This window comes from Achromobacter sp. 1012554356 (assembly GCF_059760815.1).
Genome location: NZ_JCBANC010000017.1, coordinates 67,644 through 79,261, shown reverse-complemented (window position 1 = coordinate 79,261; position 11,618 = coordinate 67,644). Strand labels below are relative to the sequence as shown.

Below are 11,618 nucleotides of genomic sequence, written 5' to 3'. Positions count from 1 at the left end.
CTGTCAGGCCCGCGGCGGAGTATACCGAGACGCGTGTCCCGCTGAACGCGCGCGCAGTTACCGAAGATTTCAAAATGAAAGCCGGCGCTCGAGGCGCCGGCTTTTGTCGACAAAAGGCCTGGCCTCAAAGCGGATCAAGCGGATAGATCGGACGGCGCACGTGCTTGAACTCGACCTGGCTGTAATCGGAAGTCGTGACGCCCACGCCGGTACATTCGATGATCTCGGTCGCCATGTCCGAGAAGCCCGCGCGCCAGTGGATGCGGCTCTTCAGGACCACGTAGCGCTTTTGCAGGGGGTCGATGCCGGCCGACAGCAGGCAGTTGATGTCGAAGGGTTCCTGGTGGCGCGAGACCACCACGATCTCCACGCGGCCGGTGTCGATCACCACAGTCAGGCCGGTGTCGTTGCGCACGCCGCGGTACATCGGGCCGCGGTTCAGATAGACGCCGTCGAACACCAGTTTGACGCGGCCGGTGACTTCAAGCGGGTTGCTGGGCTGCTTGATGGCCGGCATGGGCAGCTTGCCGCCCAGCTTGAGCGTGATGGTGTTGCCCACGCCCGCGGCGGCGGCTTCCTTTGCGGCCTGCGGGTCGCAGATCGCGTAGAAGACCACGTTGTCCAATTCCTGGCGCAGCACTTCGGCCAGCACGGCCGTCGTGTCCATCGTGCCGCCCGAGCCCGTGTTGTCGTAATGGTCCAGCAGCACGACCGGGCCTTGTTCGATGGCCTTGGCGCGCGCGATGGTGGGCGCCAGCGGTTCCGAATGAAACACCCAGTCGGCGCGGCCGTTCCACGCGCGGTCCAGCAATTCGTCGCGATGCTGCTCGGCGGCGGCCAGGTTGCCGTCCGTACAGACGACGGCGCTCAGGCCGGCTTCGCGAATGTCCGCATGGGGAAATCCCACGAAGACGGACGCCGCCAGCACACCGCTGGCCTCAAGTTCCTTGCACCGCTCCTGCAGCGGTTTGTTGGGCGCGGCGTGCGTGCCCTGGCACATGATGTGCGGCAGCATGGGCTTGTTGGCCCACGTCATCACCGGCCTGATCTCGCCTTTTAACGTGCGGACGATGACGTTTGCGGCGCGCACGCCCGCATCGCGGATATCCACGTGCGGATAGGTGTGAAAGCCGCTGATGACGGTGGCGTTGCGCACGATGTCATCGTAGATATTGGCGTGCATGTCCAGCGTCACGGCAACGGGCGTCGTGGGATCGATCTCGCGCAGGCGGCGCAGCAGGTCGCCCTCGGCGTCCTCCACGCCCTCGGCCACCATCGCGCCGTGCAGGTCCAGCAGGATGGCGTCGAAGCCGCCGCGCTTGACCTCGTCCAGGATCAGCGTGCACAGGCGTTCGTGCGTCTGCGCGCTGGTGGGGCCGCTGGGCCACGACTCGGCCGCCACCGGCAGCACGATCTCCGCGCCCTCGCGGCGGGCGACCTCGATGTAGCCACCCAGGCCGCTGTCGGTGTTTTCGTAGGCCTTGATGGCGCGGTCGCCGGCCAGGATCTCGGGACTGCCGCGAAAGAAACGTTCAAGAGGGGTGGGCACGGGCGAAAACGTATTCGTCTCGTGCTTGATCATTGCCAGAAGCCAACGCATGGGGAATTCCTGTGGGTTGCCGTGGAAATTCAGTGTGCCGCGGGCGGCTGGGGCCAGGGGCGCTGTGCGGGGCGCATCCGTTCCCAGGCGCGCGCCACGCGCAGCACGCCCAGGTCGTCAAAGCGCGCGCCCGCGATCTGCAGGCCGATGGGCAGGCCCGCCTTCGTGTAGCCGCAATTGACCGAGGCCGCCGGCTGCTCGCTCATGTTGAAGGGCAGCGTGAACCCGATGTGGTGCATCGTCGTGGCGACCTCGTTGGTGGGCGAGGGCCATTCGGCGTTGTAGGCCACGACGGGCGCGACCGGCGACAGCACGTAGTCATACGGCGCGCAGGCCGCGACGGTGCGCGCCCGCACGTTCAGCGTTTCGTAGTAGCTGCGGAAGACGTCTTCGCCGCTATGCCCGCCGCCGCTCTCGGCCCAGGCGCGGATGAAGGGCAGGATCTTCGCGCGGCGTTCCTCGGACAGCGCGCCAAGGTCGATGGCCGAGCGCGTGCGCCAGAACTGATCGACGCCGTCGAGCATGCCGGGCGTCATCCAGGGTTGCATGGGCGTGACGATGGCGCCTGCCGCCTCGAAGGCGCGCGCGGCGGCTTCCACCGCATCGCGGGTCTCGGGATCCAGCGGCAGACCGCAGCCCGCGTCCAGCAGCAGCCCGATGCGCAGGCCGCGCACGTCGTGCTCCAGGTTCAGCCAGTCGATCTCCTGGAACGGCAGGCTCATGTGGTCGCGCGCGTCGGGCTGCGACAGCACGCCCATCATCAGCGCCGTGTCGGTGATGGTGCGCGTCATCGGGCCGGCGCAGCGGCCCATGAAGGGCGGATCGATGGGAATGCGGCCCAGGCTGGGCTTGAGCGTGGCGATGCCGCACCAGGCGGCCGGCAGGCGGACCGAGCCGCCGATGTCGGTGCCGATGTGCAGCGGGCCATAGCCGGCTGCTGCCGCGGCGCCGGCGCCGGCGCTGGAGCCGCCGGGGTTCTTGGTCAGGTCCCACGGATTGCGCGTCAGTTCGTGAAAGCTCGACAGCCCGGACGACAGCATGCCGTAGTCGGGCATCGTGGTCTTGCCCAGCAGCACGGCGCCCGACTCGCGCATGCGCGCGGCGGGCGGGGCGTCGGCGGCCGCCGGGGTGAGATCTGTGGCCGCAGTGCCCAGCGGCACGGGCACGCCGCGCGTGGCGATGTTTTCCTTGATGGTGGCGGGCACGCCATCCAGCGTATACCCGCCGCAGGCCTGCGGTTCGCCCTTCATCCAGCGGGCCTCGGATGCGCGGGCCATGGCCAGCGCGCCTTCCGGATCCAGCGCGTAGGTCGCTTTCAGCCGGGGCTCCCAGCGCTCGATATGGTCCAGCACCGACCGTGTCGCCTCGACGGGCGACAGGGTCTTGCTGCGATATGCCTCGAGGAGTTCCTGGGCGGACATTTCATGCGGTTGCGGCATCTCGGTTCCAGTGGGTCGGAAAGGGCGTCAGGCGGCCGGGGAGGTGGCCGGGGATGAAGCCGGCAACAAGCCGGGCGCAATGGGCCGGAAATTGCGGAAGTCCCAGTCGCGGCCGGGGGCGGCGTCGATCAGGGCCCGGGTGTAGGCGTGGCGCGGCTCGGTCAGCACAGTTTCGGCGGACCCAGTTTCGACCACCTGGCCGCGTTGCATCACCATGATGGTGTCGCAGATCTGCGCGGCCACGCGCAGATCGTGGGTGATGAACAGCACGCCTACGCCCGTGCGCTCGCGCACCTGTTCCAGCAGCTCCAGCACCTGCGCCTGCACGGACACGTCCAGCGCCGAGACGGCCTCGTCGGCCACGAGGATTTCGGGGTCCATGACCAGCGCGCGCGCGATGCAGATGCGCTGGCGCTGGCCGCCCGAAAACTGGTGCGGATAACGCCGCATGGCATCGGGGCTCAGGCCCACCACGCTGAGCGTCTCGCTGGCGCGTTTGAGCGCCTGTTCACGGCCCACGCCAAAGTTCAGCAGGCCCTCGATGATGGATTCGCCCACCGTGCGGCGCGGGTTCAATGACCGGTACGGATCCTGGAACACGATCTGGATGCGGCGGCGCACCGGGCGCAGCGCCGAGCCGGACAGCGTGCTCAAGTCTTCGCCGCCCATCATCATGTGGCCAGCGGTGGGTTCGATGAGCCGCACGATGCAGCGCGCGACCGTCGATTTTCCCGATCCGGATTCACCGACGATGCCCAGGATCTCGCCCTTGCGCAGCGTCAGGTTGACGTCCGTGGCGGCGACGACGTGCTGCGCCGCCTTGCGCGAAAACAGCGAGCCCTTGCCGCCGTAGGTGCGGCCCAGCCCCTTGACGTGCAGCACCGGCGTGCCGGTTGGGGGTTCGCGGCGCGACGGCACGAGGCTGGGCACCGACGACACCAGGCGGCGAGTGTAGGACTGCTTGGGCTCGGCCAGGATCTCGTGGCGCGTGCCGCTTTCGATCAGGTCGCCGCGGTTCATGACGACGATGCGGTCCGCGATCTCGGCCACCACGCCAAAGTCGTGCGTGATGAACAGCACGGCCGTCTGGTGCTTGACCTGCAGCTCCTTGATGAGCGCCAGGATCTGCTTCTGCGTGGTGACATCCAGCGCCGTGGTGGGCTCGTCGGCGATCAGCAGCTTGGGTTCCAGAATCAGAGCCATCGCGATGACGATGCGCTGGCGCTGGCCGCCCGAGAGCTGGTGCGGATAAGCGTCGTAGATGCGTTCGATGTCGGGCAGGTGCACGGACTGGAACATGTCCAGCACCTTAGTGCGGCGCTCGGCGGCCGACATGTTCTTGCGGTGCAGCCGCAGCACCTCGTCGACCTGCTTGCCCACCGTATGCACCGGGTTCAGCGCGGTCATGGGTTCTTGAAAGACCATGGCCATGCGCGTGGCCCGCAGCTCGCGCAGGCGCCGCTGCGTGGCCGTGGCGACGTCTTCGCCCTCGACGCGGATGGAGCCCGCGCTGATGTTCAGGATGCCTTGCGGCAACAGGCCCATGACGGCCAGCGACGTGACGGACTTGCCCGAACCGGACTCGCCCACCACGCACACCGTTTCGCCGGCGTGTACGTCCAGGCTCAGGTTGCGCACGACGCGGTTGCCCGCGCCGCCGACTTCGACCGACAGGTTGCGGATGGCCAGGATGGCGGACGAGGTATCGCCCGCGGGGGGATTGGGGGAATAGTTCATCGGCATCAGATCCTGCGCACCATTTTCGGGTCCAGCGCGTCGCGCAAGGCGTCGCCCAGGATGTTCACGCTGAGCACGGTCAGCGACAGGAACAGTCCGGGGAACAGGATCAGGCCGGGCAGCATGCGGAAGTACATGCGGCCTTCGGACATGATGTTGCCCCAGGACGCGATCTCGGGCGGGATGCCCGCGCCCAGGAAGCTGAGGATGGCCTCGGTCAGCATGGCGGACGCGAAGACATAGGTTCCCTGCACGGTCAGCGGCGCGATGGTGCTGGGCACCATGTGACGCCACAGCAGCAGCGGCAGCGGCGTGCCCAGCGCCAGCGCGGCCTCCACGTAGGGTTCGCCCCGCACGCTCAGGATCTGGCCGCGCACCAGCCGCACCACCCGCGGGATTTCCGGAATGGTGATGGCCACGAGCACGGTCGTGATGCTGGCGCCGGTGACCGACACCAGCGCGATCGCCAGCAGGATGCCGGGAATCGCCATGATGGCGTCCATCGTGCGCATGATGGGGCCGTCCAGCGACCGGAACCAGCCGGCGATGACGCCAATGACCAGCCCGAGGGCCACGCTGACCACGGCGGCGCCCAGGCCCGCGATCAGCGAGATGCGCGCGCCGTAGGCCACGCGCGACCACACGTCGCGGCCGAACGCGTCGGTGCCCAGGAAATAGTCCGTGAAGGGCTGCTTGAGCCGTGCGCCCGGGTTGAGGAGAGTGGGATCGACCGTGCCCAGCAGCGGCGCGAAGAGGGCGATGAAGACGATCGCCGCCAGCACCACCAGCGCCAGCATGACGGGCCAGCTCTTGAGTCCCTGGCGGATCTGCCGCCAGGCGGTGATGTGGGGCGTGCCGCCTCCGGGGAGGTCGGCGGCCGCCTGTGCGGCGGCATCGGTTGGCGTTTGCATGCTCATGGCGTCAGTACCGGATACGCGGGTCGAACACCGTGTAGGCGCAATCGACAACCAGATTGATGAACACGTAGACGAACGCGAAGAAAAGCGTCAGGCCCTGGATGACCGGGTAGTCGCGCGCCAGCACGGCTTCCACCACCAGCCGGCCGAGGCCCGGGATGTTGAACACCGATTCGGTGACGACGACGCCGCTGATCAAGAGCGCGATGCCCACGCCCACGACGGTGGCGATGGGTACGGCGGCATTGCGCAGCGCGTGGCCAAGCAGCACGCCGGTTTCGCCCAGGCCCTTGGAGCGAGCGGTGCGGATGAAGTCCTCGCCCATGACCTCGATGACGCTGGTGCGCGTGATGCGCGCGATGAGCGCCACGTACACGGTGGACAGCGCGAGCGAGGGCAGGATGAGCCGATGCAGGAACAGCCAGAATCCCTTCTCAAGCGGCGTATAGCCCTGCACGTTGAACCAGCCGAGCTTGATGGCGAAGGCCCAGATCAGCAGGTAGCCGGTGACGAACACCGGCACCGAGAACCCCAGCACCGAAAAGCCCATGACGGCGCGGTCCAGCAGCTTGCCCTGGCGCCATGCGGCCAGCACGCCCAGCGGAATGGCGACGAGCAGCGTGAAGACCAGCGTGAGCACTGCCAGGCTGAGCGAAGGCTCAAGGCGCTGCGCGATGAGTTTCGTGACCGGCACGCCGGACATGAGCGAGGTGCCCAGGTCGCCCTGCAGGAGCTTGCCGCCCCAGATGAAGAACTGTTTGACCACCGGCTGGTCCAGGCCCATCGTCTGCCGTATCTGGACGATACGTTCGGGCGTGGCGCCATCGCCCGCCATGATGATGGCCGGATCCCCGGGACTGAAACGCAATATCGCAAAGACCACCACCGCGACCATCACCAGAACCGGGATGGTCGCGAGGAGCCGGCGTGAGACAAATGCCAGCATGTAATTCCCCCAGTACTAATTAGGCCTGCGCGGACTGCATGCTGCGGCGCGCAGGCCCGGAGCCCATCAAGGGGCCTTTTTGACGTTCCAGAACGCGAAGACCGGCGCGTGCACCAAACCCGACAGCTTGGTCGAGTAGACGGTGGGCACGGACATCTGGCCCAGCGGCACGTACAGGCCTTCGTCGATGCCGATGCGCTGCACTTCCTCGGAGATCTTCTTCTGCTCGGCCGGATCCGACGTCAACGCCATCTTGGTGCGCAGTTCCTCGATTTGCGGGAACTCGGGCCAGCCGAACCACGCGTTGTCGCCGTTGGCGGCCGCGGGGGCGGAACGCACGGGGTCCATCACGTCGGTGGCGTACCAGTTGGTGTTGTGGACGTTCCAGCCGCCTTCGGCCGGCGCGGCCTTCGAGGCGCGGCGCGTGGCCACGCTTTGCCAGTCCATCGCCGCCAGGTTGACGTTGAAGCCCGCCTTGCGCAGCGCCGCGGCCATCACGACGGGTTGCGCGGACAGCGTGCCCACGTCGGTGGCGTGCATGACGAGGATGGGCGTGTTGTCGTAACCCGCTTCCTTGAGCAGCGCCTTGGCCTTCTCGATGTTCGACGGCACGACCATGTCCTTGCCGATATCGCTTTCCAGCGGCGTGCCGCAGCCCCACAGCGAGGCGCAGGTCTTCCAGTACTTGGGATTGCCGACCAGCGCCTTCATCACGTCTTCCTGGCCGATCGCGTACATGGCGGCCTGGCGGATCTTCTTGTTGTTGAAGGGCGGGTACTTGAAGTTGAAGCGGTACATCGTGAAGTAGCCGACCGGGCTGAGCGACTCTTCCTTCAGGTCCGGGTTGCCTTCGATCATTGGCAGCAGGTCGTACGGGAATTGCTCGACGAAGTCGATTTCGCCGCCGAGCAGCGCGTTGGCGGTGGTCAGCGCGTCGGGCATCACGTCCCATTCGACCTTGTCGACATGGACGACCTTGCCGCCGGCCAGACCGCTGACGGGTTCCTTGCGCGGCACGTAGTCGGCGTTCTTGACGTACACGGTCTTCACGCCCGGCTTGAACTCGGCGACCTTGAACGGGCCGGAGCCTGTCATGTCGGTGATGGGCTTGCCAATGGCCTGTTCGGCGATGCGCTTGGGCATCATGAACGGCGCGGTGCCAGTGGGCTTGGACAGGGCGCGCAGCGCCAGGTCCGTGGGTTCCTTCATGACGATGCGAAAGCTCTTGTCGTCGATGACTTCGATCTTGTCGGTGAACTTCAGCAGGGTGCGGCCCATGCCGTCGCCGCCGGCCCAGCGCTTGATCGACGCCACGCAATCCTCGGCAGTCACCGGCTGGCCGTCATGCCATTTCTGGCCCGGGCGCAGCGTCATGGTGTAAGTCTTGCCGTCCGGCGAGACTTCCCACTTCTCAAGCATCTGCGGCTGGACCTTGTTGTCGGCATCGGTGGCCAGCAAGGTGTCGTAGATCATGTAACCGTGCCACGTCGTGATGTAGGCGGTGGTGGCGTGCGGATCGGTGAGGCGCAGCGGCGAGTGCATCACCGTCTTGATGACGGTCTCGGCATAGGCGCCATGCGCCATGGCGAGCGTGACGCCGGCGAGCGCGGCCGCTCGGACAAACTTGAGCATGTATTTCCCCTTGAAGCGTAGTGAGCGGCGCGTGGGCCGCTACGTCGTTGACGCGCCGCGGTGAAGCGGCGCGCGAGGGTCAGGCTGTCGCTGCGGTCCGGCCGTCAAACACCGGCCCGCAAGGCGCCATTCTGATGCCGGGACGCAACCGTGTCCATGGTTGTTTTGCCGCATCCATCAGCATGGAGCCGGGCGCCGCGCAGACCAGAATCGTGTGCGCGATGGGCGTGAAATCGGCGCGAAAGTGCGCCGAACTCTTGACCACCAGAATCGCGGCGCGCGTGGGCTCAACGCCGGCAAACCGGAACATCTCCTGGTCGGCCATCTGCACCTTGTTCGAGGCCAGGATGATGCGCACGCCGCCGATGCGAAGGCACGCGCTGGGGCCCAGATCCATGTGAAAGCCGCGATAGAACGCGCCATGCGTATCGAAGCGTCCTTCCGAAGTTTTCTCGACGATGAACTCGGTGTCCAGCGGTTCGTCGTGGGGAATACCCGAGTGTCCACCCAGTGCAATCCGCACCGTGTTGCCTGCACCGGCTCGATGGGCGGCCAGCGCGGCGGCGGGGTCAACAATCAGACCAATGGCCGTATCGCGCGCATCGTGGCGGATCAGGGCGCGCAGCACGCCGGTGGTGTCGGAACTGCCGCCCGCGCCGGGGTTGTCCTGCGCATCGGCGATGACCACCGGCTTGGATGCATCGCGTGCCAGCCGCAACGCTTCCTGCACGGCTTCGTCCGGCGTGTAGAGCTTGCCGCCGAAGTCCTGTTCGGCATTCATGACCGCGCGCGTCATCTCGTCTGCGGCGGCGTCCGCTTCAGCCTGCGTCATGCCGTAAGCCCAGACCGTGGGCGCGCATTCGGGAAAGTCCGCTGCCGGAAACCCGGTCGCAAAGGAAACGCTGGCCGCGCCACGCGCCTCAAGATCGCCCACCAGCTGATACAGGCTGCGCGCCGGCTCGATGTCGGTGGACTGCCAGCACAGAGGAATCAAAAACGGCAGGCTGCGCAGGGCCGCATAATGACGCGGCATGCCGCCCAGCCGCTGCGCCAGCAGGCCGGCGGCGCGCTGCCCGGTCTCGGCCATGTCGATGTGGGGATAGGTGCGATAACAGACCAATGCGTCGGCATGGCGCACCATCGCGCGGGTCACGTTGGCGTGCAGGTCCAGGCTGGCAACGATCGGCACGTTGGGACCCACCAGTTCGCGCACACGCTTGAGCAGTTCGCCCTCGCCATCATCCAGATGCTCGGTGACCATGGCGCCGTGCAGATCCAGATACACGCCATCCAGCGGCATGGCCTGCGACAACCCTTGCAAAATCATCGCGCTGATACGCTCGAACGCATCCCGGGTCACATGCCCCGAAGGACTCGCCGCGGCCCACGTCGTGGGAATCAACGCATGCTGCCCCATGGCCTCGATAAATCCCGCCACCGGAATATTGGCGCCCGCCACCGCCTCGAACATTGCGGGGCCACTGACCAGCTTCGGCCACCCCCCACCCTTGTCCGCAAAATCTTCCCACGCCGCGCGCGATGGCGCGAACGTATTCGTCTCATGCTGAAAGCCGCCGATCCCGATGCGCATCAGGTTTCCCCTTGTCGTACAGATATTCGGTAGGCGCGGCGAGGCGCCGCGCAGTGTCAATGCTTCAAGCCACGCCCCTCAATCCCGAGGCAAGAACGACGCGCCCCAATTCATGCACGCCCTCCCCAAGCGGGGTCGCGCGGATCCGGGCCCCCTGGGGGGAGGCGCTACGCGCCTCGGGGGGGCGTCACTTCGCGACGGGCATCGTGAATTCGGCGCCCTTGGCGATGCTGTCGGGCCAGCGTTGCATCACGCTCTTGTAGCGCGAGTAAAAACGGATGCCTTCCTCGCCGTACGCATGGTGGTCGCCGAACAGCGAGCGCTTCCAGCCGCCGAACGAATGCCACGCCATGGGCACGGGGATCGGCACGTTGATGCCCACCATGCCGACCTTGATCTGGCGGGCGAACGCGCGCGCCACGCCGCCGTCGGACGTAAAGCACGCCACGCCGTTGCCGAACTCATGCGCATTGATGAGTTCCACCGCGCTGGCGAAATCCGGCACGCGCACGATGCACAGCACCGGTCCGAAAATCTCTTCGCGGTAGATGTTCATGGCGGGCTTCACGTTATCGAACAGCGTGCCGCCCAGGAAAAATCCTTTCTCGTTGCCCGGCACCTTCAGGTCGCGGCCGTCCACCACCAGATCGGCGCCGCTGGCGATGCCGTCCTCGATGTAGCCCATTACCTTCTTGCGGTGCTGCGCGGTCACCAGCGGACCCATTTCGGCGTCGGATTGCATGCCGTCCTTGACCACCAGCGCCTTCACGCGCGGCGTCAGGCGTTCGACAACCTTGTCGGCCACGTCGCCCACCGCCACGGCCACCGAGATGGCCATGCAGCGCTCGCCCGCGGAACCATAGGCCGCGCCCATCAGCGCGTCGGTCACCTGATCCAGGTCCGCATCGGGCATGACCACCAGGTGGTTCTTGGCGCCGCCCAGCGCCTGCACGCGCTTGCCGCGCTTGGTGCCTTCGGCGTAGATGTATTCGGCGATCGGCGTGGAGCCGACGAAGGACAGGGCCTCGACGTCGGGGTGCGAGATCAGCGCGTCAACCGCCAGCTTGTCGCCGTGGACGACGTTGAAGACGCCGGGGGGCAGACCCGCTTCGGTGAGCAGTTCCGCGAGGCGCACGGACGCGGACGGATCGCGTTCCGACGGCTTGAGCACGAAGGTGTTGCCGCAAGCGATGGCGACGGGGAACATCCAGCACGGCACCATCATCGGGAAGTTGAACGGCGTGATGCCGGCCACGACGCCCAGCGCCTGGCGCATGCTCCAGTTGTCGATGCCGCCGCCGATCTGGTCGGAATACTGGCCCTTGAGCAGTTGCGGAATGCCGCAAGCGAACTCGACGATCTCGATGCCGCGCATCACTTCGCCCTTGGCGTCCGAGAACACCTTGCCGTGTTCGCGCGTGATCAATTCGGCCAGTTCGTCCTGGTGCTGGTCCAGCAGCGCCTTGAAGTTGAAGAGGATGCGGGCGCGCTTGAGCGCCGGCGTCTCGGACCAAGCCGGAAAGGCCGCCTTGGCGGCGGCCACGGCCAGCCCCACGTCGTCGTTGGACGCCAGCGGGATCGACGAGGCGATTTCGCCGGTGGCCGGGTTGAAGCCGTCGGTGTAGCGGCTGTTGCCGCCCTCGTAGGGTTGGCCGTTGATGAAATGGGGAATCTTCTTCATGGATGCAAGGCTCGGTGATTCGTCAAAAATGCGGCAGGGCGGCCTGGGGCCGCCCATGTGCGGTTGTCGCGCCGC

At 66.7% G+C, this 11,618-nt stretch carries 8 protein-coding genes; all 8 read right to left on the bottom strand.

Features of this window, described 5'->3' with window-relative positions; genetic code table 11:
- Positions 1 to 124 precede the first annotated feature (124 nt).
- Positions 125 to 1,600, bottom strand: a complete 1,476-nt coding sequence (locus tag AC6LJW_RS11130) for a M81 family metallopeptidase (protein ID WP_498087249.1) — start codon at positions 1,598 to 1,600, stop codon at positions 125 to 127.
- Positions 1,601 to 1,629: 29 nt separating this feature from the next.
- Entirely contained in the window at positions 1,630 to 3,039 is a 1,410-nt protein-coding gene (locus AC6LJW_RS11125) for an amidase (protein WP_427987693.1), read from the bottom strand.
- 27 nt (positions 3,040 to 3,066) lie between these two features.
- Positions 3,067 to 4,776, bottom strand: coding sequence for an ABC transporter ATP-binding protein (locus AC6LJW_RS11120; RefSeq protein WP_056559042.1), 1,710 nt, complete (start codon positions 4,774 to 4,776; stop codon positions 3,067 to 3,069).
- 5 nt (positions 4,777 to 4,781) lie between these two features.
- Entirely contained in the window at positions 4,782 to 5,687 is a 906-nt protein-coding gene (locus AC6LJW_RS11115; RefSeq protein WP_056559039.1) for an ABC transporter permease, read from the bottom strand.
- Between the two features lie 10 nt (positions 5,688 to 5,697).
- Entirely contained in the window at positions 5,698 to 6,639 is a 942-nt protein-coding gene (locus AC6LJW_RS11110) for an ABC transporter permease (protein WP_056559037.1), read from the bottom strand.
- 66 nt (positions 6,640 to 6,705) lie between these two features.
- A complete protein-coding gene (locus AC6LJW_RS11105) occupies positions 6,706 to 8,271 on the bottom strand; it encodes an ABC transporter substrate-binding protein (RefSeq protein ID WP_056559034.1) in 1,566 nt (521 codons plus the stop codon).
- Positions 8,272 to 8,350: 79 nt separating this feature from the next.
- Positions 8,351 to 9,862, bottom strand: coding sequence for a M81 family metallopeptidase (locus AC6LJW_RS11100; RefSeq protein ID WP_056559031.1), 1,512 nt, complete (start codon positions 9,860 to 9,862; stop codon positions 8,351 to 8,353).
- 187 nt (positions 9,863 to 10,049) lie between these two features.
- The gene (locus tag AC6LJW_RS11095) at positions 10,050 to 11,543 is read right to left on the bottom strand and encodes a CoA-acylating methylmalonate-semialdehyde dehydrogenase (RefSeq protein WP_056559028.1); all 1,494 of its coding nucleotides are present in this window, start codon (positions 11,541 to 11,543) and stop codon (positions 10,050 to 10,052) included.
- Between the last annotated feature and the right edge of the window lie 75 nt (positions 11,544 to 11,618).

Bases quoted from the DNA above. Each gene is read 5' to 3' on its own strand.
- AC6LJW_RS11115 (WP_056559039.1), bottom strand. From the start codon at position 5,687: ATGCAAACGCCAACCGATGCCGCCGCACAGGCGGCCGCCGACCTCCCC.
- AC6LJW_RS11110 (WP_056559037.1), bottom strand. From the start codon at position 6,639: ATGCTGGCATTTGTCTCACGCCGGCTCCTCGCGACCATCCCGGTTCTG.
- AC6LJW_RS11130 (WP_498087249.1), bottom strand. From the start codon at position 1,600: ATGCGTTGGCTTCTGGCAATGATCAAGCACGAGACGAATACGTTTTCG.
- AC6LJW_RS11100 (WP_056559031.1), bottom strand. From the start codon at position 9,862: ATGCGCATCGGGATCGGCGGCTTTCAGCATGAGACGAATACGTTCGCG.
- AC6LJW_RS11125 (WP_427987693.1), bottom strand. From the start codon at position 3,039: ATGCCGCAACCGCATGAAATGTCCGCCCAGGAACTCCTCGAGGCATAT.
- AC6LJW_RS11105 (WP_056559034.1), bottom strand. From the start codon at position 8,271: ATGCTCAAGTTTGTCCGAGCGGCCGCGCTCGCCGGCGTCACGCTCGCC.
- AC6LJW_RS11095 (WP_056559028.1), bottom strand. From the start codon at position 11,543: ATGAAGAAGATTCCCCATTTCATCAACGGCCAACCCTACGAGGGCGGC.
- AC6LJW_RS11120 (WP_056559042.1), bottom strand. From the start codon at position 4,776: ATGAACTATTCCCCCAATCCCCCCGCGGGCGATACCTCGTCCGCCATC.